The 25,286-nt window shown below is 62.3% G+C and carries 23 protein-coding genes; 5 read left to right on the top strand and 18 right to left on the bottom strand.

From position 1 onward, the window contains the following. Positions 1-71 precede the first annotated feature (71 nt). Positions 72-2,252, bottom strand: a complete 2,181-nt coding sequence (locus AB8A50_RS04020) for a PQQ-dependent dehydrogenase, methanol/ethanol family (protein WP_439076958.1) — start codon at positions 2,250-2,252, stop codon at positions 72-74. A gap of 243 nt (positions 2,253-2,495) precedes the next feature. On the opposite strand from AB8A50_RS04020, the gene AB8A50_RS04015 reads away from it, so the two are divergent. Beyond that, positions 2,496-4,064 carry a long-chain-fatty-acid--CoA ligase gene (locus tag AB8A50_RS04015; RefSeq protein WP_439076957.1) on the top strand — a complete coding sequence of 523 codons (1,569 nt, stop codon included), beginning with the start codon at positions 2,496-2,498 and terminating at the stop codon, positions 4,062-4,064. A 9-nt stretch (positions 4,065-4,073) separates the two neighbouring features. On the opposite strand, the gene AB8A50_RS04010 is transcribed toward AB8A50_RS04015, so the two are convergent. From AB8A50_RS04010 to AB8A50_RS03970, 9 genes are all read right to left on the bottom strand, one after another. Then, positions 4,074-4,874: an NUDIX hydrolase gene (locus tag AB8A50_RS04010; protein WP_093758831.1), complete on the bottom strand. Its 801-nt coding sequence runs from the start codon at positions 4,872-4,874 to the stop codon at positions 4,074-4,076. Positions 4,875-5,035: 161 nt separating this feature from the next. Further along, complete coding sequence (locus AB8A50_RS04005; protein WP_439079916.1) at positions 5,036-5,992, bottom strand: dihydrodipicolinate synthase family protein; 957 nt, start codon at positions 5,990-5,992, stop codon at positions 5,036-5,038. A 79-nt stretch (positions 5,993-6,071) separates the two neighbouring features. Continuing rightward, the gene (locus tag AB8A50_RS04000) at positions 6,072-6,950 is read right to left on the bottom strand and encodes an SDR family oxidoreductase (protein ID WP_439076956.1); all 879 of its coding nucleotides are present in this window, start codon (positions 6,948-6,950) and stop codon (positions 6,072-6,074) included. A gap of 172 nt (positions 6,951-7,122) precedes the next feature. Then, positions 7,123-7,983, bottom strand: coding sequence for a MaoC/PaaZ C-terminal domain-containing protein (locus AB8A50_RS03995; protein ID WP_320443922.1), 861 nt, complete (start codon positions 7,981-7,983; stop codon positions 7,123-7,125). Between the two features lie 165 nt (positions 7,984-8,148). After that, positions 8,149-8,538: a Zn-ribbon domain-containing OB-fold protein gene (locus tag AB8A50_RS03990; RefSeq protein WP_439063669.1), complete on the bottom strand. Its 390-nt coding sequence runs from the start codon at positions 8,536-8,538 to the stop codon at positions 8,149-8,151. Beyond that, entirely contained in the window at positions 8,538-9,686 is a 1,149-nt protein-coding gene (locus tag AB8A50_RS03985; protein ID WP_089267251.1) for a thiolase domain-containing protein, read from the bottom strand. The genes AB8A50_RS03990 and AB8A50_RS03985 overlap by 1 nt, the downstream gene beginning before the upstream one ends. 1,082 nt (positions 9,687-10,768) lie before the next feature. After that, the gene (locus tag AB8A50_RS03980; protein ID WP_116664113.1) at positions 10,769-11,206 is read right to left on the bottom strand and encodes a DUF1489 family protein; all 438 of its coding nucleotides are present in this window, start codon (positions 11,204-11,206) and stop codon (positions 10,769-10,771) included. 50 nt (positions 11,207-11,256) lie between these two features. Then, positions 11,257-12,210, bottom strand: coding sequence for a hypothetical protein (locus AB8A50_RS03975; RefSeq protein ID WP_439076955.1), 954 nt, complete (start codon positions 12,208-12,210; stop codon positions 11,257-11,259). A 148-nt stretch (positions 12,211-12,358) separates the two neighbouring features. Next, positions 12,359-13,015 carry a glutathione S-transferase family protein gene (locus AB8A50_RS03970; RefSeq protein ID WP_439076954.1) on the bottom strand — a complete coding sequence of 219 codons (657 nt, stop codon included), beginning with the start codon at positions 13,013-13,015 and terminating at the stop codon, positions 12,359-12,361. 128 nt (positions 13,016-13,143) lie between these two features. On the opposite strand from AB8A50_RS03970, the gene AB8A50_RS03965 reads away from it, so the two are divergent. Next, positions 13,144-13,860, top strand: a complete 717-nt coding sequence (locus AB8A50_RS03965; RefSeq protein ID WP_081421764.1) for a DUF599 domain-containing protein — start codon at positions 13,144-13,146, stop codon at positions 13,858-13,860. Here the strand turns inward: AB8A50_RS03965 and AB8A50_RS03960 are convergent. After that, positions 13,835-14,770 (bottom strand): hypothetical protein, encoded by a 936-nt coding sequence (locus tag AB8A50_RS03960; protein ID WP_439076953.1) that lies wholly within the window; start codon positions 14,768-14,770, stop codon positions 13,835-13,837. The two genes, AB8A50_RS03965 and AB8A50_RS03960, sit on opposite strands and share 26 nt — an antisense overlap. Positions 14,771-14,886: 116 nt before the next feature. Here AB8A50_RS03960 and AB8A50_RS03955 point away from each other — a divergent pair, with 116 nt between their 5' ends. After that, the gene (locus AB8A50_RS03955; protein WP_439076952.1) at positions 14,887-15,198 is read left to right on the top strand and encodes a DUF3253 domain-containing protein; all 312 of its coding nucleotides are present in this window, start codon (positions 14,887-14,889) and stop codon (positions 15,196-15,198) included. Between the two features lie 4 nt (positions 15,199-15,202). On the opposite strand, the gene AB8A50_RS03950 is transcribed toward AB8A50_RS03955, so the two are convergent. The 7 genes from AB8A50_RS03950 to mgtE form a co-directional block, all read right to left on the bottom strand. Next, positions 15,203-16,006: a YdcF family protein gene (locus AB8A50_RS03950; protein WP_439076951.1), complete on the bottom strand. Its 804-nt coding sequence runs from the start codon at positions 16,004-16,006 to the stop codon at positions 15,203-15,205. An 86-nt stretch (positions 16,007-16,092) separates the two neighbouring features. Further along, positions 16,093-16,911: an aldo/keto reductase gene (locus AB8A50_RS03945; protein WP_439076950.1), complete on the bottom strand. Its 819-nt coding sequence runs from the start codon at positions 16,909-16,911 to the stop codon at positions 16,093-16,095. A 96-nt stretch (positions 16,912-17,007) separates the two neighbouring features. Next, on the bottom strand, positions 17,008-17,340 hold the full coding sequence (locus tag AB8A50_RS03940; RefSeq protein WP_089267244.1) for a helix-turn-helix domain-containing protein: 333 nt from the start codon (positions 17,338-17,340) through the stop codon (positions 17,008-17,010). A gap of 280 nt (positions 17,341-17,620) precedes the next feature. Continuing rightward, positions 17,621-18,283 carry a hypothetical protein gene (locus AB8A50_RS03935; RefSeq protein ID WP_439076949.1) on the bottom strand — a complete coding sequence of 221 codons (663 nt, stop codon included), beginning with the start codon at positions 18,281-18,283 and terminating at the stop codon, positions 17,621-17,623. A gap of 187 nt (positions 18,284-18,470) precedes the next feature. Beyond that, positions 18,471-18,956 carry a lysozyme inhibitor LprI family protein gene (locus AB8A50_RS03930; protein ID WP_089267242.1) on the bottom strand — a complete coding sequence of 162 codons (486 nt, stop codon included), beginning with the start codon at positions 18,954-18,956 and terminating at the stop codon, positions 18,471-18,473. A gap of 1,047 nt (positions 18,957-20,003) precedes the next feature. Next, positions 20,004-21,227 carry a CaiB/BaiF CoA transferase family protein gene (locus AB8A50_RS03925; RefSeq protein ID WP_184515922.1) on the bottom strand — a complete coding sequence of 408 codons (1,224 nt, stop codon included), beginning with the start codon at positions 21,225-21,227 and terminating at the stop codon, positions 20,004-20,006. Positions 21,228-21,468: 241 nt separating this feature from the next. Next, positions 21,469-22,899, bottom strand: a complete 1,431-nt coding sequence (mgtE, locus tag AB8A50_RS03920) for a magnesium transporter (RefSeq protein WP_439076948.1) — start codon at positions 22,897-22,899, stop codon at positions 21,469-21,471. 136 nt (positions 22,900-23,035) lie between these two features. On the opposite strand from mgtE, the gene AB8A50_RS03915 reads away from it, so the two are divergent. Together AB8A50_RS03915 and AB8A50_RS03910 are read left to right on the top strand one after the other, a co-directional pair. Further along, a complete protein-coding gene (locus AB8A50_RS03915) occupies positions 23,036-23,845 on the top strand; it encodes a polysaccharide deacetylase family protein (RefSeq protein WP_439076947.1) in 810 nt (269 codons plus the stop codon). Between the two features lie 117 nt (positions 23,846-23,962). After that, on the top strand, positions 23,963-25,261 hold the full coding sequence (locus tag AB8A50_RS03910) for a polysaccharide deacetylase family protein (RefSeq protein ID WP_439076946.1): 1,299 nt from the start codon (positions 23,963-23,965) through the stop codon (positions 25,259-25,261). Positions 25,262-25,286: the final 25 nt, after the last annotated feature.

Genomic DNA, 25,286 nt, shown 5'->3' with positions numbered 1-25,286 from the left:
TATATCCCGACTTCAGCCGCCGGGGGAACATGCTGGACGGCCCGATCGGGCCGAACCGTCCAGCATGGTGTTTATTTCGGCCGTATCGCGTCGGCTGTACCCTGGATGAAGGCCTGGATCTTGACCACATCCGCTTCCGTGAGCTTGCCGGTAAAATCAGGCATGCCCTTGTCCTTGAATGGCCCGTTGAAGACGATGTCCTTCAGGTTGGTGATGGTCTCGGTGGGGACATAGCCCAGGTTGGGCACATTGCCGCCCTTATCCACGCCGGGCACGCCGTGGCAGGTCGCACAGGCATTAACGTAGATCGAAGTCCCCTCCGGCACGTGAGCGGGATCGTATTTGACCCCGGTCAGCAGATTACCGATCTGGTACTTGGTAAAGGCTGGCAACGGCGCCTTGCCGCCAATGGCAAAGGTGTAGACCGTGCCGGGCGCCTCACGATCCGTCGCGCGCTGGGTGATCCCGAATACGCCGCCCCACCCAACCGCCACCGACACGTATTGCACGCCATCGACCACATAGGTCGCAGGCGCCGCCACGACGCCGGTGCCGACCGGCGTCTCCCAGAGTTTCTCGCCTGTCTTGGCGTTGTAGGCGATGAACCGGCCGTCCGCGGTCCCTTGGAACACGAGATTGCCGGCCGTCGTGAGCGTGCCGCCATTCCAGGGTGCGATATACTCAGCGCGCCAGGCTTCCTTCTGCTTGACCGGATCCCAAGCGATGAGACGCCCGAACGGCGGGTTCTTCGGCGGCTCGGCATTGAGCGAGAAACCGACATTCCAGCCCGTGGTGCCGCCGAACTTGTTCGAGCCCTGCGCATTCTGCACCAGCGCCTTCTCGCCCGTGAGGTTCAAAGGCACACCCTGCGCCGGCAGATAGACCAGCCCGGTTTGCGGATTGAACGACATCGGATGCCAGTTATGGGCACCGAACGGTCCGGGAATGCTGTCGAAGGATTTGTCCGGCGAGCGGGCTTCCGGTACCTCGATCGGTCTTCCGCTGGCGTCGTAGCCGGTAGCCCAGTTCACATCGACGAAGTTCTTCGCCGAGATGAACTTGCCGTTGGTGCGATCGATGACGAAGAAGAAGCCATTCTTCGGCGCGTGCAGCACCACCTTGCGCGGTGCGCCGTCGATGGTGAGATCGGCCAGGATCATCGGCTGCGTCGACGTATAGTCCCAGTTGTCGCCGGGCGTTTCCTGATAGTGCCAGAGATATTTCCCGGTATCGGCATTCAGCGCGACGATCGAGCCGAGATAGAGATTATCGCCGCCTCCCGGACTGCGCAGATTGCGATTCCACGGCGAGCCGTTGCCGGTGCCGATATAGACCATGTTCAGGTCGGGATCGAAAGTGATCGTATCCCAGGCCGAGCCGCCGCCGCCATTGACCCAGTATTTGCCGGCCGGATCCCAGGTCTTCGCCGCGGCAGCCATCGAGTCGTCCTCGAACGGCTTGGCCGGATCTCCGGGCACCGTGAACCAGCGCCATGCCTGATTGCCGGTCTCAGCGTCATAGGCCGTAACGTAACCGCGCACGCCATATTCGGCGCCACCATTGCCGATCACCACCTTGCCGTTGAACACGCGCGGCGCGCCGGTGATCGTATAGGACATCTTGCGGTCGATGACCGTGTCCTTCTCCCAGACCTTCGTGCCGGTCGCGGCATCCAGTGCGACCAGCCGGCCGTCATAAGCCCCCACGAACACCTTGCCCTTGTAGAGCGCGACGCCGCGATTCACGACATCGCAGCAGCCACGATAGCCCTTCTCGCGATCTACGCCGGGATCGAAGGTCCATAGCCGCTTGCCGGTCCGGGTATCGACGGCATGCACCACGCTCCATGGCGCCGACACATACATGATGCCGTCCACCACAAGCGGCGTCGCTTCGACGCCGCGGATGGATTCCAGATTGTAGGTCCACATCAGGCCGATATCTTTGACGTTCTCGGCCGTGATCTGATTGAGCTTGCTGAAGCGCGTCTCGGCATAGTCGAGGCCGTAAGTCGGCCAGTCCTTGGACGTCGCCGTGTTGGCTGTAATTGCGGCGCTGTCGATCGCCGACGTGACGGCCTTGATATGATCCGGTGTGCCCTTCGTCTGTGCGTTGGCGGCACCGCCTAACAACGTCGCGCCAAGCGCTGCTGCGATGGATGTTCGGAGCCAACGGTGCAGTATTGTATGTGAGTTAAGTGTCCCGTTGAAAAATGGACGCGAAGACGCGCCCCGACGAGCAAGCTGTCTCATGCATTTCACTCCCAATGGCCTCTGGCGGGCCTGTCACGATGTTACGCGCAGGAGTTGAATCGTCAACAGATGAGAACAGTTCCAGATTTTTCTCTGACGCGTTTTGCATCGCAAAGCTCGCGCAAATCCTTTGAACCATCTGGTGAGATATAAGCGATCGGCTACGCTTGCCCGCCCCTCACCTATGGTTATGATCGCGCGACAGAGATGCGCACAGCATCCGCAGTATCGAGGGGAAACGCCATGAATATCACGCAAGGCCTGCGCCGTGCGCTGCAAACCAGCCCGCAGACAATAGCCACCATCGATGGCGATCGCCGCCGGACATGGCGCGAGGTTGGCGACCGCGTCGCGCGGCTCGCTGGTGCGCTGCAAAAGCTTGGCGTCAAGCATGGCGACCGCGTGGCGGTGCTGATGCTGAACTCCGACCGCTATCTCGAACTCTATCTGGGTATCGCCTGGGTCGGCGCTGTGATCGTGCCTACCAATGTGCGCTGGAGCCAGGCCGAAATTCTCGACTCCCTGCTCGACTGCCGTGCCACGGCGCTTGTCGTCGACAGCGTCTTCGCCACCATGGGCGTCGAACTCGCCAAAGCGATGCCACTCACGCTGGTCTATGCGGACGACGAAAAAGGTCCCGCGGAAGCGCACAACTACGATGAGCTGGTCCAATCGACAGAGCCGGTGCTGGATGCGATGCGGACACGCGAGGATCTCGCGGGCATCTTTTACACTGGCGGAACGACAGGCCGCTCCAAGGGCGTGATGCTGAGCCACGGCAATATCATGAGTAACTCGCTGCACATGATGAGCGAAGGACTGCTGCCCTATGGCTCAGTCTATCTCAACGCCGCACCGATGTTTCACGTCGCCAATGGCGGCGTGATGTTCACCTCATTGGCATCCGGCGGCACCAATGTCATTGTCCGGATGTTCAGTCCGGAGCCCGTGATGCAGACCATCGCCCGCGAAAAAGTATCGGCGACGTTGATCGTCCCGACCATGATCCAGATGCTGGTCGATCACCCCGCTTTCGCGACCGCCGATCTGTCATCGCTGAAAATCATGATGTATGGCGCCTCGCCGATCAACGACGCGCTCCTGAAGCGCGCGATGGCCGGAATGCCCGGGACCGAATTCCATCAGCTCTACGGCATGACCGAACTGTCACCGCTGGCGACGCACCTGCCGTGGGATCAACATTTCGGCGAGCAAGCTGCGGCGAAGAACCGTCAACGCGCCTGCGGCCGCGCTGCCATCGGCTGCGAGGCCCGCATCGTCGACGCTAATCGCAATCCTGTGCCGAATGGCGAGGTCGGCGAAGTTGCCGTGCGCGGCCAGAACGTGATGATGGGCTATTGGGAGCGACCGGAAGAGACCGCGAAAGCCGTGATCGACGGCTGGATGCACACAGGCGACGGCGGCTACATGGACGACGAAGGCTATATCTATCTCGTCGACCGGATGAAGGACATGATCATCTCGGGCGGTGAGAACGTCTATTCTACCGAGGTCGAGAACGTCGTCGCGCAGCATCTTGCCGTGGCACAATGCGCCGTGATCGGCATTCCCGACCCGCAATGGGGCGAGACCGTCCATGCCTTCGTCATTCCGAAGCCCGGTGCGAGTGTCAATGCCGCCGAGATCATCGCCTTCTGCAAGGAGAAGATCGCCGGCTACAAGTGCCCGCGCAGTGTCGATGTCCGTAGCGAACCCTTCCCGCTGTCGGGTGCCGGCAAGGTGCTGAAGCGCGAGTTGCGGCGGCCATTCTGGGAGAACGCCGCAGCGGCGCCGCAAGCCAAGGTGGGATAGACCTGAGCGCTACGGCGCTCCGGTGAGTTCGAACACCTCGCCGTCATAGCCAGCCTCGATCGGAATCCGCAGCTGGCGCTTGTCGCCATCGCGCGTGACGATGGGCGTGACGCTGACGATCGTACTGCGGCTCGCGTCGTCGAGTGCCCCCGCGACGCTGGGTTGCTTGCCGAGCTTGATCAGATTGCGCGTGGTCGGGAACGGCAGCGTGAAACGGCCCGATGCGCCGCCTTCCAGCGCTTCACGCGGCGACAGCCAGATCGAGTCCGTGGACTCCTTGCCGTCATGCATGCCGACCTGCTCGGGCGGCGCCTCGGCGAGGAAGAACCATGTGTCGAACCGCTTCTTCATGCCCTCCGGCGTGATCCAGTGCGCATATGGCACGAGCAGATCGAGCGCGAGTTCGAGATCGTTCTCGGCGATGATATCGGCGAATTTAACCTTGCCCTCGTTCAGCGCGTCGCGATGCTGATCGGCGATGGCGCTCGCCTTCGTCGCGGCGATCAGGTCGTTAGAGCCGCGCGGTCGCGCCAGCAGGATGCGGCTTTCCTCGAAAGTCTCGCGGATCGCGGCGATCTTGAAAGCCAGCGCATCGGGATCGAGGCCGTCACCGCCGCTATATAGGTTCGGCTGCGTACCGATCTCGCGATCTCCGGCATCGACGCTGCCGCCGGGAAACACCAGTGCGCCCGATGCGAATTCGATCTGATAGTGCCGCACCATCATGAAGACGTCGATGGCGTCGGTTGCACCCTTGCGCAGCAGCAGGATGGTGGAAGCAGGACGCACAACGCCGGGCTCGCTTGGCATTCAGTTTCTCCCTGATCGGCATTCTTTGATGCCTGTTGTGCCGGCGATCGCCGACCTCTCGTTTGTCATGCCCGGACTTGATCCGGGCATCCATCTTCTACTTGGCACCCCTGAAGATGGACGGCCGGGTCAAGCCCGGCCATGACACTTCTGGGGAGTTATTAACCCGCAGCGCTCGACTGCGGTGCGATGTTCGCGCGCTTATCATAGCGAGCCACGCGAGACAGGAGATAATCGACCTCCGCCTTCGCCTGCGCCGTGATCGCGACACCCGGCTTGCGCTGCGCGCTTGATGCAATAACGCCGCGCTTGTGCAGTACATATTTGCGGACCGCGAGGCCGATGCCGAGCTGCTGCTCGTAGCGGATCAGCGGCAGATGAGCATCGAACAGATCGTGCGCCTTGTCGCGCTCGCCCTTCTTCTGAAGATTGACGACGTCGATCAGCAGCTCAGGGAAGGCATAACCCGTCATCGCGCCATCGGCGCCGCGCTCCATTTCGAAATCCAGGAACACGCCGCCATTGCCGGTGAGGATCGAGGTTTCGCGCAAGCTGCCGTCCTTCTGGAAGTTGCGCAGCGCGGTGATCTTCTCCAGGCCCGGCCAGTCCTCGTGCTTCAGCATCACGCAGGACTTGGAGTCCATGATGATCTTGCGGATCACGGCGGGGGTCATCACCACGGTCAATGTCAGCGGATAATCCTGCAGCACCCACGGAACGTCGTCGCCGATGGCCTCGACAGCGCCCTTGAAATAGTTGGTGATCTGATCGTCGGTGCGCAGATGCGGCGGCGGGGCGATCATGACGCCGGCAGCGCCGGCATCCATCGACTTCAGCGCCAGCGAGCGCATGGCCGCAAAACCCGGCGCGGAAACGCCGACGATGATCTGCATCTTGTCGCCGGCACGCTTGATGAAGCGGGTTGCCACGGCCTCGGACTCGGCCCCCTCCAGCTTCGGCGCCTCGCCCATGATACCGAGCACGGTGACGCCATCACAGCCGACCTGGGCATAGAAATCCGTCAGGCCGTCGATCGATTTGTCGTCGATGCGGCCGTCGTCGAGGAACGGGGTCGGTGCGATGGCGAAGGTGCCTGTGGCTTTGGCGGTCAGTTTCATCATGGGCCTCTGTGAATGGATGCCGGCATTCTACCGGGAAATATCCGGTCTGTCCGCCCGAACCGGGCCCAACTGCCCCTCAAAAACGCCGTGCCCCGTGCTGGCTCGCCTCCTCCGAGAAGAAGATCTCGCCGGCATGGGTCACCACGTCCTGTGCACTCCAGCCGTCATGGGGCGGTTTCCAGCCTTCCATTTCCATCATCTTCATCTCGCGAACGCCGCGCGGGCCGGACACGCCGAGAACCTTGCCGGTCTGGCTGCCGGAGAGATCGCTGACCATGTAGAGCACCGCCGGCGCGATACCGTCCGGTCCCAGGGCCGCGCCGGGATTTTCGATATAGCGCGGCAGGTCCGCGGTCATCCGCGTCAGCGCGCCCGGCGCCAGCGTCCACACGCGGATATTGTATTTGCGACCCTCGATGGCCAGCACATTGGACAGGCCCCAGATGCCGCCTTTGGCTGCGCCATAATTGCTTTGGCCGAAATTGCCGATCAGGCCGGAAGTCGAGGACGTGTTGACGATGACGCCGCCGCGATTTTCCTTCATCCACTTGAAGACTGGCTGGGTGACGCAGAATGTGCCTTTGAGATGCACCTTCATCACCTTGTCCCATGCCGCTTCGGACGCCTTGGCGAAGGTCTGATCCAGAAGAATGCCCGCATTGTTGACGAGGATGTCGACCCTGCCGAAGGCCTTGATGGCATCGTCGAACACCGATTGGCCGCCTGATATGGTCGAGATATCGGAACCGTTGGCGACGGCCTTGCCGCCTTCCTTCTTGATGGCGTCGACCACCTGCTGCGCCATCGAGAGGTCGGAGCCTGAGCCGTCACGCGGGCCGCCGAGATCGTTGACCACCACGAAGGCGCCCTCGCGCGCGAACAGTTTCGCGTAGGCTTCACCGAGGCCGCCGCCGGCGCCTGTGATGATGGCAACCTTGCCGTCGAGAAGACCCATGACGTTCTCCTTGTGTGGTTTTTTAGTTCTCCGTCATTCCGGGGCGGTATCGACGCCGCAGGCGGCGAGACCGAACCCGGAATCTCATGATGAGAGTCTCCGGTGTGCCAAACACTCTGGGATTCCGGGTTCGCGCGCGAAGATGCGCGCGCCCCGGAATGACCACTTGTGGCTACGCCAGCACGGTCTTGCCGCTCTTGATCACGGTGACGCCGCGTTCCTTCACCTTGGCCTCAAAACTCACCACGTTGCCGTCCTTCCACAAATCCATGCTGACGGTTTCGCCGGGAAACACCGGCGACGAGAACCGCACCGCATGCTGCTTGAAGGCGGAGGGATCGTAATCGGCATAGGTCTGCAGCACGCCGCGGCAGGTGATGCCATAGGTGCACATGCCGTGCAGGATCGGCCGCGGGAAGCCGGCGCGCTTGGCGAATTCCGGATCGGAATGCAGCGGGTTGCGGTCGCCGCACAGGCGATAGATCAACGCCTGATCGGGCCGCGTGGTGATATCGACCGTCTTGTCCGGTGCGCGCTTCGGCATCGCATGCGGCTCGGGCTGGCCTTCCGACTTGCCGCCGAAGCCGCCATCGCCGCGCGCAAAACGCGACGCCACCAAAGTCGCCAGCGCCTCCCCGGCTTCATCGCGCAGAATGGTCTGGTGCAGGATCACCGCCCCCTTGTCCGCGCCCTTGTCGAACACGCCGAGCACGCTGCTATCGGCGGTGATCTTCGCAGCCACCGGCAGCGGCTTGTGGAAAGTGATGTCGCGCTCGCCATCGACAACGAGCAGCTTGTTGAGGCCCATCTCGCCCGGACCCGAACCCCATGCGGCGACCGAGGCGTAAGTCGGCACGACTTTCAGCGGACGCGGCGTGTAGGTGCCTTCATTGACGAAGGCCAATTCCTTCTCGTCCATCGGATCGGCGCCCATGCCGATACCGTAGGCGTAGAGCATGACTTCGCGATCGGTCCAGGCATACTTTTGGCCAATGTTCTTCATCGCCATCAAGGCTTCGTAGTTGATGGGCATTTGAGCTCGCTCCCGATTTTCTTGCTTGTTGGGTTTGTCCCGAACTGTCATCGCCCGGCAGCGCGAAGCGAGCTTCGCTAGATGACCGGGCGATCCAGTACAACAGGCCTTTCGGCGTTTACTGGATCACCCGCTTTCGCGGGTGATGACAGTTTGAGTGTGTCGCTACGCCGGCGTGAAGAACGGCAGCGGCGCGCCGTCGGTGGGCTTCCACACCAGTTTCACCTTCTGGCCGATCTTCAGCTTGTCCGGCTCACAGTCGACGATGTTGGTCTGCACCGAGGGGCCTTCCTTCAACGTCACATAGGCGATGACGTAGGGACCGGTCGCCGATTTGCGCATGTGGCTGTAGGTGTAGATCTCGCCCTCGCCCGAGCTCTGTTCCCACTCGGTCTTGTCGGAGAAGCAGAACGGGCAGATCGCACGCGGGAAGAAATGCGCTTCGCCGCAGGTCGTACAGCGCTTGATCATGAACTTGCCATCCTTGGCCGCATCCCAGAACGGCTGCGATTCAGGATTGCCGGCGGGCGTCGGATACTTCTTGGCTTCAGTCATTACACGCGCTCCAGAATAGCGGTCGATGCGGCGTGACGTACGCCGAGCAGGCCTCCGGTGCCGTGGGCGATCGCGAGATCGCAATTCGGCACCTGCACCTTGGGATGGGCTTCGCCGCGCAGCTGGCGCACGGCCTCGAGGATCTTGGTCATGCCGCCGCGATTGACGGGATGATTGCTGCAGAGGCCGCCGCCATCGGTATTGAACGGCAGCTTGCCGACGCCCGAGATCAGGTTGCCGTCGGAGACGAACTTGCCGCCGTCGCCCTTCTTGCAGAAGCCCAAGTCTTCAAGCTGCATCAGCACGGTGATGGTGAAGCTGTCATAGATCGACGCATATTTCATGTCCTGCGGCGTCACGCCCGCTTCCTCGAAAGCACGCGGACCGGACCACACACCGGCAGAGTAAGTGAGGTCGAGATCCTTGCCGCCGCGCGGACCCTTCATGGCCTCGCCGTGACCGATCAGGCGGACCAGCGGCTTCTTCAGGCTCTTGGCGATTTCGGGCGTGGTCACGATCATCGCACCGCCGCCGTCACTGACGACGCAGCAATCCATGCGGTGCAGCGGATCGGAGATCATCGGCGAGTTCAGCACGTCCTCGACGGTGACGACGTCCTTGAGCATCGCGTGCGGGTTGTACTGCGCGTGATGCGAGGCTGCGACCTTGATCCAGGCGAGTTGTTCGCTGGTCGTCCCGTAGTCGTGCATGTGACGCATGGCACACATGCCATAGGCATTGTGCGTGGTCGCACCGTAAGCGGTCTCGAAATCGGCTTCGGCGCCCTGCAGACGCGGCGGCATCGCGCCGGTGCGTGGCTTGCCGGCCAGTGTGACGAGTGCGATCGAGCACTTGCCCGCAGCGATCGCCTGCGCGGCATGGCCGAGATGGATGATGTAGGAGCAGCCGCCGGTCTCGGTGGAGTCGACGTGACGCGGCTTGAGGCCGAGATAGTCGACCATCGGCCACAGGCCCCCTTGCGCATCGCCTGCGCAGAAATAGCCGTCGACATCCTTATGCGTGAGGCCTGCATCCTCGAGCGCACCCTTGGCGACTTCGGCATGCAACTGCGCAATGGATTTATCCGGCGCGTGCCGGGTCGGGTGTTCGTAGATGCCGGCGATATATGCCTTGCCCTTGATGCTCAAACGTCTCTCCGATTGGTGTTTCGTCCCAGTTCAGTTTTTTGTGACCTTTCACGGCAGCCTTGGCAAGCGACAACATTTCACGCTGCGGACGTGAATTTCACAGAGCGGAATGGATGCAACACAGCCGGGAGCTTTTTCGCCAGTGATTAAGCTGTTTACTAATCTGGTCAGCGAGCTCTCACAAAAGCGGAGGTCAGGATTTCCGGAAGTGGTGGGCTGGACGGTGCCGACGACAGCGCGCGTTACGCGCAGGCCGCGACGTTCGATGCGGATTCAACTGTCAAACAGCCACTGCGCTTCAGACATGCGTCATCGCCCCCATTGTTTGCGGCGCGGGGGCGCCGTCGTCTTTTGCATTCCCGCCCCCTTGTGAGAGGGCGTGCGGAACGCCGGGTGCCCGTTGCACCCTTGGGCCTGATGCGAATGCGGTCTTCCGCAGGTTAGCGTGCATCAGGACTTTCGGAGGCGCCGAGCAAGTGCCCGACGTTCCGCATACGGTGTTTTTTCGGTTGCCTGCACATCTGCCATGGCGAACGGTCCCATCACCAAAATTAATGTCCCAGGGCGGAGGGACAGGGTAGCCGCAAAGCACTTGGCCGAACGCGTTTTGACTTGGTCGTCCGTCACACTGTCCAGGATTCTTTCCATCCGAAGGTCGGCCGTGTCCTTGCCAGTGGCAGTGCTGGCGCAGATCCGTCCTGCCCGAAGACAGACGTCACCCATGAACCGCGTGACGCCGCATCTCCGGCGTCCACCGCATCCTGCCCCGCGAACGTGACGATCGCGCTCGCCCCTCTCATCGGGGCAGGACGTAGGGGAATATAAACCTGATCAGGACGTTGTCAACGGCGAATAGGAAAAAATGTTTAGCGCTGAATTGTGCTCCACACTGTCATTCCGGGGCGCGGCCGGCTCTTGCCGGACGCGAACCCGGAATCTCGACATGGGAGTCTCCGATCGCGCCAAACACTCCGGGATTCCGGGTTCGCCCTTCAGCGGCTGCGCCGCTTTCGTGCGCCCCGGAATGACGAGTGTGGGGTGGAATGACGAGGCTGGAGCAACGATGACGAGCGAGCCCTGCCCTACAGCAGCCCCAGTTCCCGCAGTTCGCGCCGCATCGGCTCCGGCATTGCCTCGATACTCGCGGCAGCCTTGCCGAGATCCGGCGGGGCGTCCTTGTCGGTGAGGTAGCGCCAGCCCTGGAATGGGCGCAGCGGGCGCGGCGCGACCGTGACCGGTTTCGGCTGCATCACCAGGCGACAGCGATTGATACCGTCGCTGTCGCGGAACGGTTCGATCGCAAGAATCTTTTCGCGCAAGGCGATCTCGCCCTTGATCACCCAGTAGAGCGAACCGCCGTCGAGCAGTTCGGCATCGCGTTTCGGCACCATGCGGGTGATGTGGATGTGATGCTGAGGTGCGCCGCGCGCTTTTGCTGCGCGCATCCGTTCAGAGAGATAGCTCTTGAAATCCGCGATGGATTCGCAGCCGACGGCGAGCTTGATGAGATGCAGGGGCATGGGTCAGAAATCGGCAGTGCGACGCGGTTTTACAAGGCGTTATCCACCGCTCAGTTATCGGCCGGCGGAGCTTCCGGCGCAAGCTGCACGGGCGCTGGGGCGGCAGGCGCCTGTGGACGAGCGGCGGTCTTCGGTGCGGGTTGCTTCTTCGCAGCAGCAGGTGGCGGCGTTGTCGACGCGGCGCGCGGCGCAGGCGCCTGCGCATTGGCGGCGGCCGGTGGCTTCACGGGCGTTTCCGTCATGATCGAGATCGGCGGAATCGAGGACGAGGACGGGAAATCGGCCGTGGTCGGCTTGCCGGTCGGAACCGACGCCGGCAATCCGGCCAGCGCGCCCGTCGCAGCGGCTGCAGCCGCAGGCGGTGCGTTCCAGCCGGGCGCATAGCGCGTCACGAGACCCTCATAGGTCCGCTCTTCCATATTCGCGGCAATCCGCTTGTGATCGGTCAGCGCGGCATAGGCCGCGCAGCTCTCCGGCATGCAGCGATCGCGCGACTGCAACACATAGGCAATCAGACCGTAGCGATCGCGCTCGATCGCGCGGCGCAGCCCCGCCAGTTCAGGCGTCATGGATTTATTCGCTGCCGCGACATCGCCATACGACGTCAAACGATTGATCTGCGCAGCCGAGGCCGATACGGCAGCCGCCACCGAATCCGCGGAGCCAAACAGCACCTTCTCGCAGCCCGCGAGCACCATGTCGCCGGCGAGATCGTCGAGGCAGGACAGCGCAGGCAGCGAGGCATTCACCTGAGACATTGCAACGACGGCGTGCGAGGCGTCCTGCCCCGCGGTTTCGGATTTACGCAGTGTCGCAGCAGCGGCAACGCCGATCGCCAGCAGCGTGATCACAGTCAGCGCGCCATTGGCGACGGACTTCTCGGCGCGCAGCAGCGTGGCCAGCACGATCAGGGCGAAGAAGATGGAGGCAGCCAGCGCGAGCCACATCGGAAGCGTCGGCGCGCGCCAGATTTGATCGAGCGAATTCGCCCATACCCCGTTCATCGAGTCGTCCCCGCATGTGTGGAAGCCAATTTTCCAAAGAAAGCCCTGCTTCCGAAGAAAATGCTTCCAAAGAAAGTCCGGCTGCCATGAACCCGCAATATGCGGTTGTTATGGCACGGCCCCGGTCATGACGAAATCGTGGCGGCTTTCAGTCATCCTCGAAGCGCGGAATGACGATGGTCTCGGCGAGGCCCTCGTCGGTCCATTGCCGAAACGCCGGCAGCGCCTGCATCGTATCCATATACGCACGGGCTTCCGGCGTGACATCGATGTCGTAGGTCAGGAACCGGTGCACCACCGGCGCATACATGGCATCCGCGCCGCTGAAGGCGCCGAACAGATACGGTCCATACTTGCCGTAACGCGCGCGGCAATCGGCCCAGATCTGCTGGATGCGCCGGATATTGGCCTTGGCATCGTCGGACAGCGCCTTCGCCCGGACCGGCCGGTGCAGATTCATGCCGCATTCGTTGCGCAGCGGCATGAAGCCGGAATGCATCTCGGCGGACACCGAACGCGCATGGGCGCGCGCCGCCCGGCCTTCCGGCCAGAGCTTTGCATCCGGAAAACGCTCGGCGGCATATTCGATGATCGCCAGCGAATCCCACACCGTGATCTCGCCATCGACGAGCGCCGGCACCTTACCTGACGGGGTCACATCGAGAATAAGCTGCTTGTCGGCGGCATCCGTGTAGAGCGGGACAAAAACCTCCGCGAAGGGGATGCCGCAGGCCTTCAGCGCAACCCATGGCCGCATCGACCACGACGAATAATTCTTGTTACCGATCACCAGCGACAGCGACATCAACCACTCCTTGCGAGACCGGTAAATTGCCACGCATGCGCCTCTGCAAGCAAGCCGCGTACACAGGCTTGTTGCTGCATCACGGCATGCGTGGCAAAAGTGCCAACTGATACAATAGGTGCTTCATGATCAACTATTCCTGGGTCGACGTCTTCGCGCTGGGCTTCTTCATCCTGGAGTGGACGACCTATGCGATCACGCTGGAGCACACCAAATACGGCCGCGACAGCCTGTCGGCACGCATGCACGCCTATCGTGAGGTCTGGATGCGCCGCCTGCTGGAGCGCGAGGCGCGCATCGTCGATACCCACATCATGACCTCGCTGCAGAACGGTACCGCGTGGTTTGCATCGACCACGCTGATCGCCATCGGCGGCTCGCTGGCGCTGCTGCGCGCCACCAATGAAGTGATGCCGATGATGCAGAACCTGCCGCTCGGCTTCAACACCACGCCCGGCATGTGGGAGATCAAGTGCTTCGGGCTGATTCTGATTTTCGTCTATGCGTTCTTCAAATTCGCCTGGTCGTACCGGCTGTTCAACTATGTCGCGATCCTGATCGGCGCGATGCCGCTGGCCTCGAAGCGCGACACGCCGGAGGCCGAAGCGCATGTGGTGCGCACAACCAGGATGTTTGGCGCAGCGGCCCGGCACTTCAACCGTGGGCAGCGCGCCTTCTTCTTCGCGCTCGGCTATCTCGGCTGGTTCGTCAGCCCCTGGGTGTTTCTGGTCTCGACGGCTGCCGTGGTGATCGTGACCTGGCGCCGGCAGTTCGCCTCCAATGCCTGGCAGGCCATGGCGCCCGATGCCGAAATAAGGGTTACCCCGCGAAATCCTGCGGCGTAAAATCGAGATCGAGCACTTTCCACTCGTCGTATTTGTCGGCTGGCAGCATCGCATAAGGCTGGCAGGCTTCCAGCGCCTGTTTGGCCGCTTGCATCAGCAGCGCGGCCTTGGCCGGCCGCCGCACCTCGATCACCGTCGGCTCCGCGACCAGCCGGCCATCCGGCGAGAACACGGCGCGCAGCTTGACCTTGGCGTCATCGCCGCGCGCGACGGTGGTGGGCAATTTCGAACAGGTTTTGAGATGTCGCCGAAAAGCGGCGATATCGAGCTTGGACAGGTCCGCCTGCTCCGATGCGCCGCCGCCGAAGCCTTCAGGCAAGCCTAGCATGACGCCGTATTTCACGGTGATATCGGCCTCGGGCTGCGGCGGCACCTGCTGTGGGCCCGGTTGCGGCGCCGGCGGCTGAGCCTGCAGCGCAGCCTGCTGCTGCAACGGCGGCTGCGTAGCGGGAGGCGCTGACGGAGGCGGCGTTGCGGGAGTGGCCTGCGGCTGTTGCTGGGCTTGCTGCTGAGGCGACGGCGGTTGCTGGGCGGCCTGTTGCTGCGGTGACGGTGCGGGTTGCTGCGGCGACGTCTTCTGCGGCTGCGGCGGGGTGTTCTGCGCCGATGACTGCGGTTTGGCGGCGATGGCCTGGGTCTTCTGCTCTTCCAGGGTGGGCTTGTTGGTCAAATCAGGCAGCCGAAATTCCGGCTCCGGCTTCTTCTCTGGCTTTTTCTCGGGCTCCGGCGGCGTCTCCTCGGCCTTCTTCTCCGCCTCTGCGAGCTGCTGCGGCGTTACCAGATCGACGGCAACGCTCTCCTCGTGCTGCTCCATCGGACGCGCATCAGCGAAATAGACCCCCGCCGCCAAAGCGAGATGGCCGACCACCGAGACGGCAATCGCTGCGCGGATGAGGTGCCTTGGTTCCATGGGGCTAATGAGACTTCTATACGCCGACTGGCCCGATCATAGCGTCGTGCCCTGCCCCGCGCCATGTCCGTCAAGCCACAGCTTGCGTCGTGCGGTACGATGGGTCATGGCAGAGCATGTCCAAACCCAGTTCGAAGACTCCGAAGCCGTCAGCCGCCAAGCTGGCCCCGAAACCGAAGCCCTTGCCGCTCGACGAGGCCATCCTCGACGCGCTCATCCGCAACGGCGCGGGCACGCTGAGCCCGCCGGAGATCGCGCATGTGATCGAACCCGAGGGCGACTGGCATGCGCTCTTGATGCCGATCCGCCGCGCCGCCGTGGCGCTCGCTTTGGACGGCCGGCTGGTGATCTATCGCAAGGGCAAGCCGGTCGAAGATCCCAACGACTTCCGCGGCGTATATCGGCTGGGGCTGCCGAAGGGGGAGTGACGCATCACCGCTTCTTTGGCCCCGGCAGCAACTCGCTGCTGCGGCCGGCGAGCCAATAGGTGATCAGCCCCACCCATTCGTGAACCGCGATGTCGCTCCGGCCAAGGCCGGCGCTGGCGGAATCGAAGGTCTCGGTGGCATCGATCCAGCCGCGCGTGCGCCAGTCCACCGGATAGGCTTCGACATCGAAGCCGCCCCTGCGGAACGCGCCGATCGCGCGCGGCATATGCCAGGCGGACGTCACCAGCAGCCAGCGCTCGCCGGGCTTCGGCGACACCAGACCTGCGGTGAAGGCGGCATTTTCGTCGGTGGTGCGGGAAGCGGTTTCGAGCGTGACGCGTTCCGGGGCCACGCCGAAACGCTGCAGCAGCTCGCCAGCAACGGGCGCTTCGGACAGCGACTTTTCAATCAGGCTGCCGGCGCCGCCCGTGAAGACGATACGCGCCTGCGGATAGCGGCGCGCCAGCTCCAGCATCGCCGTTATCCGCTCGCCGGCCGAATTGATCTCCAGCGAGCCGCGGGCCGCGGACGAGTCCGAATCGATAGCGCCACCGAGCACGATAATGCCGTCGGGTGCACGGCCATCGTCCTGCCATTTCGGAAAACGCTCGGTCAGCGACAGCATCAGCACATTGCCAACAGGCGAATAGCCGAACAGCAGCAGCAACAGGATGCCAAAGGTCACCAGCAATGTTCCGACACGCTGGCGCTGCAGCAGCACCAGCACAATGCCGATCACGCAGATGATGGCGATCGCATTAGACGGCTCCGTGAAGAAGCCGAGCATCTTGGAGAACGTGAAAAACATGAGGCCCTTGGCTTGCCGGACGGTGTCACTGCATGAGCCATCCCGTCCACAAGATCAATGCGGCAAATGCCGGCTAGCTTGATGGATCAATCCCATTTCGGCGCGAAGCCGTAGTCAGTCAGCCGCCCCTTCGGATGCGCCAGATGCGAAATCCGCGTCATCTCAGTTTCGGACAGCATGAAATCGAACACATCGATATTCTCCGACAGACGCTCGACCTTGGAGGTGCGCGGGATCGCCACCGCGCCCTGCTGGACCAGCCAGCGCAGGCACACCTGCGCTGCGCTCTTTCCATGCGCCTTGCCGATGTCGGAAAGCGTTTCATCGCCGCGGACATTGCCCTGGGCGATGGGGCTGTAGGCGACCATGGCCAGACCATTCTGCCGGCAGGCGCCCTGCACCTTCGCCTGGTCGAGATAGGGATGATACTCGACCTGATCGCAGACCAGCGGTTCGGGACATGCGGCCACCGCCTGTTCGATCAGCGCCACGGTGAAATTCGACAGGCCGATATGTCTGGTCAGGCCCATCTGCCTGGCATGCGCCAGTGCGCCGAGCGTTTCCTCCAGCGGCACCTGCGGGTTCGGCCAGTGCAGCAAGAGCAGATCGACCTCGGTCATGCGCAGCCGCGTCAGGCTTTCCTTCACGGAGCGTTCGAGATTGTGAGGCGCGAAATGCGTAGTCCAGACCTTGGTCGTCACGAACATCTCGTCACGGCGAATGTGCGCGGCATGAATGCCCTCGCCGACATCGCGCTCGTTCTCATAGACCTGTGCGGTGTCGATGTGGCGATAGCCGAGCCGGATCGCCTGTTCGACGACACGCGCACAAATGCGGCCGCGCAGTTCCCATGTCCCGAGGCCAATGGCCGGGATGCGGGCGCCGTTTGCTTCCACGAACTGCATCATCTTCTCCTCGGACGGAGCAACGATACGAACGCCGACAGGCTTTTCCAGGACATGGCCGGCGCGTCAGCGCAGGCGATGATCCACAGTGATCGTTCAGGCGTCCGCGGCAACCGGCGCGAGCGCCGCGAACACCGTGTCCGGTGCATGTGCGATCACCGCCAGCAAGGCACGGGCTGGGCCGCGCGGCATGCGCTTGCCCTGCTCCCAATTGCGGATCGTCTCGACGGGAACGCCAAGCCGCGCGGCAAATTCCATCTGGGTCAGCTGCGCACGGCGGCGCAGATCGCGCACTTCGGCTTCGCCGGGTCGCACCGCGACCGGCTCCGGCACGACAGGCATATCGGGAACCAGCGGCACCTCGTGCCCGTCCCGCAATTCGACGATCCGTCCGTCAGCCTTCAACCGCAAGCGCATGTTCGACCTCATTGCGCGTGATGGTCGTCGATTGCAGTTAAGGAGCCGTGAAGACAAGTGAGCCGGCGATCCCGGTGTTGGCGATCGTCGGCCCCAAGAGATGCGGGATGGCCGGGCACCCTTGTTGCTGAGACCGCGTGAGACATGCTTCGGCGAGCGAGGCCGCTTTGAACCATGAGCCGCCATCCGGGCATCGATAGGCATTCGGCTCGGATATGTGATGCAGGTCGTGCGGGAGCGGGCATGGCTCGCTCCCATCCGTCGCAAAGCGCGAACGCTGCTCGCAGCCACTTCAATTCGTTGTGGTCTTGCCGCCGCGCATGGACACAAGCTTGTTTTCACGAAATCGGAGAATGAGCCAAGCGGTCTCATCGAAACCGTCTGCGAGCTTTCCCTCGTGCGAATACACGATCTGAGCAGCTTCCGACTTCGACGGCGGTCCCAACGCCGTGATTACCTCCTGACGCGACATACCTAAATGCAGCTTGCCGTCGAAGATGACGGGCGAGAATTTTTCCGGGATAATGCCGCAATCGGTCGAAGCCCCGGCGTCTTTCTCGGTGAGCTCTTCAACGATTTCCGTGACGAGATGATCCGGGCCGCCTATCTCCCCGCCGGACACGACCCACAATCGATGCTGCGCGCGCCGATAACACAGCCAATAGATACTATCTCCAGCGTCGCCTCGGTGTTGGATGGTCCCTTCGCCCAGGGCTTCGCGAACCGCGTCGAGCCGCGTCTCCTCGAAGCGGCCCGCAAATGAGCCTAGCGAAAAGCGGGTCGCCAACCTCGTTACGACTGTCGGCGGCACGCGCTCGAACGCACGTTCGTTGATTGGGGGCGGCGGTGTCTGCGCGGAGCAGTCATCCGAGGGGATCGCAAATAAAAGCAGGAGCAAGAAGAGCGACTTTCGACCATCAACTCTGTATTGGCTTACATTAGAAATTGAGCGCATCTGCAATAGCTTCTCTCGTTTAACAACGATGGTCGAACCAAATAAAATCGTGACGAAAGAGGAATACTTCAGGTTTTGTTCGAAGGGCTGTCACGTCGCTTGCAAAAACAGCGAAAGCTCTCGCGCTCTGCCCCCACATCGACGATACGCCTATGCGAGAGACAATTGAGAGTGGGACTAAGAGGTCTCAGTGCTCGTTGACCGCAGCGCCGAGCTTGATCAAGCTCAGCGCGCGGTTCGCGGTCTCGCGCAGGCGGCAGTAGTTCGCGTCGCCCCGGTACATGCCGGGCTCGACTTTGTCGAAGACCGCGCAGAAGCGATCACGCGACGCGGCGAAGGTTTTTTGCGAGTCCTTGACCGCCTTGATCTTGTCGGCGAACCCGCCGGCCTCAACCTTCTTTAGCGCCTCATTGGTTTTCTGCGTCCAAATGGCGAGTTCGCGCGCCGCGCAGGCTTTCCATTTGGCGACATCGTCATTCACGCCTTCCGCCTTTTTAATGCAGGGGTCGGCGACGAGCCCGACACACGCGCCACCGAAACCGCCGGTTTCCTCCGCGGTCTTCAGGCAAGCATTGATCACTGTAACGTCGGCGGGCGCGGTGCCCTGGGCGAAAGCTATCGATGAGAGCGGGAGGCTTGCGGCGAGCAGCGCGGCGGAAAGTTTGAGCTTCATTTGAGATCTCCGTTCGGCGCATCGAAAATATGGAACGCAATGCCACTGTAAGCAAATGAAGCCCCGCGAGCCGGTACACCGGCGGGTGGGGCGGAAGGGCCGGACGTCGAGTGGGAAAGCGAAACGAGCGGGTACGCGGCTTTCGCTACGCTCTCTTCAATCGATGCCTTTGAATATGCCTTGACCTGGCTCACGAGATTTTCAGACAATAAGTGACGCATGCAACTTTGGTCATCGAAGGCCCAGCATTGGTTCATCTGAATGTGGAATAGGAGCGCCGACATGGCGACTCTGAAGATCGCAATTCAAGTTGTACGGACGATATCTGTAGTTGGAGCGGCCACATTTTCAGTGCTCCTTATGGCTGGCAGCAGCACGGATTTGTTGGCGCTCTCGCCCTAGGCTCTGTCTGCTTCGCTTTGAGTGCCGTTGTCGCCGCAAGCCCGACCTTAGTGCTGCAATTGTTGCGTTGAGTACGCTGCTACGTTGACGGATAACGACGGCAGGACCGGTTTGGGGCACCCACCGGCTACGCCGCTGGCAACACTATGAGACTTCAAAATTGAACAAGATCGCCACGAAGACTGACGAAGGTGGCATGAAACGCTTTCTGATTTTCCCGGCTCTCTTTCCGCCTCTTGCGTTGGTCGTATTCACGGCGCCTGATGGGTTTAAGAATCTTCTCGATTGGATGGTTGAGTCCTACGCAATCGCAGTTATCCCGGCCTTGCTGCTGGCTTGGGTCGATTGGATGCTTTCTGCAAAGCCACTCCGAGTTATGGGAACGGCGGTGACGGCAGCCCTCCCTGCAGTCTTGATCATGCTTTTCATGTGGGGAGGATCAAGCGACTTATGGCCAATCTTGATGGTTGGGCTCGTCAGAGGACTACCAGCCGCGGTGTGTTCGTGGCTATCCGATGGCCGAACGTTAAGCATGAATGCGCGAGCGAACAGCTAAAGTTTAATTGGCTCTCCGACCGACTTGCGGTCGGTCGGAGATGAGAGCGAATACAGGTGTGACGCCATCGATCGCCTGCCCCGACCGGCCTAGACGATGCCCTTCGTCCTCAGCGCGGCGATCCGTTCGCCGTCGTAGCCGATGGTGGACAGGATTTCGTCCGTGTTGGAGCCGAGAAGTGGCGGCGCGTGATATTCGGTGATCGGCGTGCCCGAAAACATCAGCGGATTTCGTACGAGCGAAAGCGCCGGCTCGAAGGGATGGTTCGAGCTCACGCGCATACCGCGGGACTTCACATGAGGGTCCGCGAAAACCTGATCGAAGTCGTTGATCGGGCCGGACGGTACGCCGACCGCCTCCAGACGCTCCAGCCAGTAGGCGACGGGCTGCTTCAGGAAAAGACCGGCGAAGATGGCCATGATCTCCTTCCCATGAACGACACGGTCGTTGTTCTTCAGGAAGCGCGGATCCTTGGCCAGGTCCGGCTCTCCGAGCACTTCGCAGGTCCGCTGGAACTGGCCGTCATTGCCATTCACGAGCATCAACTCGCCATCGGTGCAACGGAAGACACCGGCAGGCATGCCGCCATTGCCCCAGGTTCCGCGCCGCGGCGGGACTTTTCCGCTGATGAGATAGGGTTGGAGCCAATGTGAAAGGGAGGCGATCACCGTATCGAACAGACACGCATCGATTTGCTGTCCCTCGCCGCCGCCGGCATCGCGATGATAGAGCGCCGACATCACGCCGATGGTGGCATTCAAGCCGGTCATATAGTCCACGATCGAGGGACCGACCTTCATGGGGCCCTCGCCCGGCTCGCCATCGAGATGGCCCGTCACGCTCATGAGACCACCCATCGCCTGCAGGATCGCATCATAGCCGGCGCGTGTGGCGTAGGGACCGGTTTGTCCGAAGCCCGTCACCGAGCAGTAGACGATGCGCGGGTTGATGGCTTTGATCGCGTCGTAGTCGAGGCCATAACGCTTGAGGTCGCCGACCTTGTAGTTTTCCAACAACACGTCGGCGGTCTTGACGAGTTCGCGAATGATCTCCTGGCCTTCAGGCTTGGCCACATTGACGGTGACCGATTTCTTGTTGCGATTGGCGCAAAGATAGAAGGAGTTGTCTCGCCTGCTACCGTCCGGATCGTTCAGATAAGGAGGGCCGAACGCGCGGGAATCGTCGCCAGTTCCAGGGCGTTCGATCTTGATGACTTCGGCGCCGAAATCGCCAAGCATCTGACCCGCGATCGGGCCGGCAAGCACCCGCGTCATATCGATAACCTTGATGCCCGAGAGCGGCAGAGCCGGCATGTATTCCTCCTGTATGTTGGTTCGTCACGTCGGCAACGGAGAACGTGTGAAGCGAGCGCTTACAGGAAAATCACCCCGAGTGCACCGCTTTGTGAGCATGAGGGCTATCCCATTCAAGAGGGCACAGCTCGTGAAGCAGATAGAGGCTTATTTGGACATCGGGCTTGCGCAGCCCGATGTCACGGCAAAGGGCAATTGAGCATAAGATGGATCAAGACGGCTGAAACGTCGCGAATGATCCCTACTTCAGCCCGAACCACAGCGTCGCGATCCCCAAGAAAGCGAAGAAGCCGACTACGTCGGTCACCGTGGTCACGAAGGTACCGGAGGCGACGGCCGGGTCGGCCTTGACGCGTTCGAGCACCATCGGGATCAGGATGCCACCGAGTGCGCCGGCGATCAGATTGCAGATCATTGCAAGGCCGATGACGATGCCGAGGCCGGGCGTCCTGAACCAGGCATAGGCGGCGATGCCGGTGATCACGGCAAAGGCCAGTCCGTTGATCAGGCCGACAAGGCCTTCGCGGATCACGATACGCATGGCGTTGTTGGGGTTGAGCTGCCGCGTCGCCAATGCGCGCACCGCGACGGTCATGGTCTGGGTTGCGGCATTGCCGCCCTGGCTGGCGACGATGGGCGCCAGCACCGCCAGCGCCACCATCTGCTGCAGCTGGTCCTCGAACAGGCCCAGCACCGACGACGCAATGAAGGCGGTGGCGAGATTGATCAACAGCCAAGTAAAGCGGCCCTTGGCGATGGTCCAGAAATTGTCCGACAGTTCTTCGTCCGACGTGACGCCGCCGAGCGCCTTGAGGTCCTCGTCGGCCTCCTCCTCGATGACGTCGACGACGTCGTCGATGGTGATGACGCCGACCAGCCGGTCATCGGTATCGACCACAGGCGCCGCGACAAGATTGTACTTGCCGAACATCCGCGCCACTTCCTCCTGATCGTCCAACACCGAGACGCGGCGGCGGTCCTCATCGATCAGATCAGCCAGCAGCACCGGACGGCGCGCGCGCAGCAGTGCGTCCAGCGACACTGCGCCCTGCCAGCGCTGATCGGCGCCGACGGAATAGATCTCGTAGAACCGATCCGGCAGGTCCGGCGTTTCGCGCATATAGTCGATGACCTGACCGACATTCCAGTCCGGCGGGACCGCAATGAATTCGGTCTGCATCCGCCGGCCGGCGGAGTTTTCCGGGTAAGTGAGGCTCCGCTCCAGCGCCACGCGCTCGGACAGCGGCAGCTTCTCGAGAATCTCGTCCTGGACCTCCTCGTCGACGCCTTCGAGCAGTTCGACGGCATCGTCGGAATCGAGTTCGCGTACACCCTCGGCGACAGTTTCCGGCTCCAGTTCCTCGAGCAGTTCCTCGCGGACGGTGTCGTCGACCTCGTTGAGCGCCGAGAAGTCGAAATCGGCGCCGGTCAGCTCGATCAGTGGCGCGCGCTCGTCGGCATCGAGGGCTTCGATCAGGTCGCCAAGATCGGCCTCATGGAGCTCGCCGACGATCTCCTTGAGGAATGCGGTATCGGCTACCTGAACCGCGTGCGAGATCGCCTCGACAAATTCGGGGCGAATGTCGCCGTCATCGTCGCGCATCGGCATCTTGTCGAGCGCCGACAATTCCTCGGGAGCGACCGATTGGGCGAGATCGACGTCATCGGCCATGCCGCACCTCGCCTGCTTGTTTGGGGGGTGACGGAGCTAGCGCTATCCTGTCGGAAATGCGCTAATCCATCTGTGAACGGAAGCTCGCATCAGGCATTACCCAATGCGCAATGCCTGATGCAATCGGAAAAATGCGGTGCGCGAAATCAGCGGCCGGGAAAGTGTCGTGATCGTGTTGAAGGCCGCCATCTTTGCCTTGATTGCATCGACCGTCGTCGCACATGCCGAAGACTGCCCGCGCAAGGATACACTCGGCACCGCGCGCGTTCTCACGGTGGATCCGAAGACCACTCCGCGGGTCGGAACGCAGAGCTTTCCGGATACGCTGCCGCTGGAAGACCGCGAGGTCGTGCTGACCTTCGACGATGGCCCGAATGCGCCGACCACGACGAAAATTCTCACGGCGCTGTCGCGCGAATGTGTTCGCGCGACCTTCTTCCTGATCGGCAACAGCGCGATGGCCAATGCGGCGCTGGTGAAGCGCATGGCAGCCGAGGGCCATACCATCGGCCATCACACCCTCGCCCATGCCGACCTCAAGAAGATCAGCAATGCGGCTGCCGTCGAACAGATCGACCGGGGCATCAGCGCCGACGAAATGGCGCTGAATGGCAAGGCCACCACCGTGCCGACCACGCCGTTCTTTCGCTTCCCCTATTTCGAATCGACACCGGCCCTGCTGGACATGCTGCAATCCCGCCGGATCGCGGTGTTCGGCGCGGATTTCTGGGCCAGCGACTGGAATCCCATGACCCCGCAGCAGCAACTGGAGCTGATTACCGGCCGGCTCAAGGCCGCCGGGCGGGGAATCATCCTGTTTCACGACACCAAGGCGCAGACTGCCGCGATGCTGCCCGATTTCCTGCGCTATCTCCGGGAGAACCGCTACCGGGTCGTGCATATCGTGCCGCCGGCCGCAGGGTCCGCCCGCTCCAGTTCCCAGTAGAACGCGCGATCATCAGGATGCGGAAAATACCGTCGGCGGGCCGACATGATTAACATTGCGTTCACAGCCGCCCCGGTAACTTCACAGCCGACATCAAAGCGAGTGACGGATCGACCAATGAACAAGGTGACGACTGACCGGGCACGACGCCTTCTGTGCCTGAGCCTGCTCACCGGCTTGACCCTGTTCACCGCCGCCGCAGCCTCCACCACCAGCGCTCTGTCGGCCGAGGCGTGCCCGGGCAATCCCGGCGCGCTCGGCACCTCGCGCACCATCGTGGTCGATCCCCGCGAACACCCCAAGATCGGCACCATGCAATATGCCGAGACGCTGCCGCTCCAGGACAAGGAGGTCGTGCTGACCTTCGACGACGGTCCGATCCCGAAACACTCGAACGCGATCCTCGATATCCTGGCTTCCGAATGCGTGAAGGCGACGTTCTTCATTATCGGCCGGATGGCGAAGGAGCATCCCGAAGGCGTGCGCAAGCTGATCGCGCTCGGCCACACCGTCGGCACCCACAGCCAGAACCATCCGCTCAGCATGAACCGCATGCCGATCGAGAAGGCGCAGCAGGAAATCGAGGACGGCATCGCCAACACCACCGCGGCGCTCGGCGATCCCGCGCTGCTGTCGCCATTCTTCCGGATTCCCGGCCTGCTGCGCGCCAGCGTCGTCGAGGACTATCTCGCCTCGCGCGGCATCCAGACCTGGAGCGCCGATTTCCCCGCCGACGACTGGCGCCATGTGTCGTCGCAGAAGGTCCATGACCTCGCGATCTCGCGCATCGCCGCCAAGGGCAAGGGCATCCTGTTGCTGCACGATATCCAGCCGCGCACCGTCGCCGCCCTGCCTGGCATCCTGCGCGACCTCAAGGCCGGCGGCTATCGCATCGTCCATGTCGAGGCGGCAACGCCCGACAAGCCGAAGACGCCCACGGAGCCGCAGCAGTGGCAGTTGCATCCGGTGTCGGAGACCGTGGCTGTCACGCGCTGGCACAAGGTGCCGACATTCGCCTTCGCCCATGATGACATGCTGCCCGCGCCGGCGATCTCGGCCTCCGACCAGATGCTGTCGCTGACCGAGAATTTCGATCGCATGCGCCGGCCGCGCAATGCCGTGCCATTGCCCGAACAGGCGCCATGGCCGCGCGCCGCGACGCCGCATGCGATGACCAGCAGTGCCGCGCTGCCGGTGCCGGCACAGGACCTGTTCGAGCTCGCGGAACGTCACGGCAAGCCGATCAAGGCACTCGTACAGCTACCACATCATGCACAACAGACGGCGCCTGCCCGCGGCAGCGATTCAGATGCGATTGCGAAACTGATCTCGATCGACGCCAGCGCCGCCAGACGCACCATCCCCGGCGCCATTCCGCCGGGACTGCATCCGACGGCAGTTGCCGCCCCGCACTGAGCGCGACGATATGGTTTCACGTTCC

This window comes from Tardiphaga sp. 841_E9_N1_2, assembly GCF_051811065.1.
Taxonomy (GTDB): Bacteria; Pseudomonadota; Alphaproteobacteria; order Rhizobiales; family Xanthobacteraceae; genus Tardiphaga; species Tardiphaga robiniae.
The sequence above is the reverse complement of the archived record's forward strand: the minus strand, read 5'-3'. Positions and strand labels throughout refer to the sequence as shown.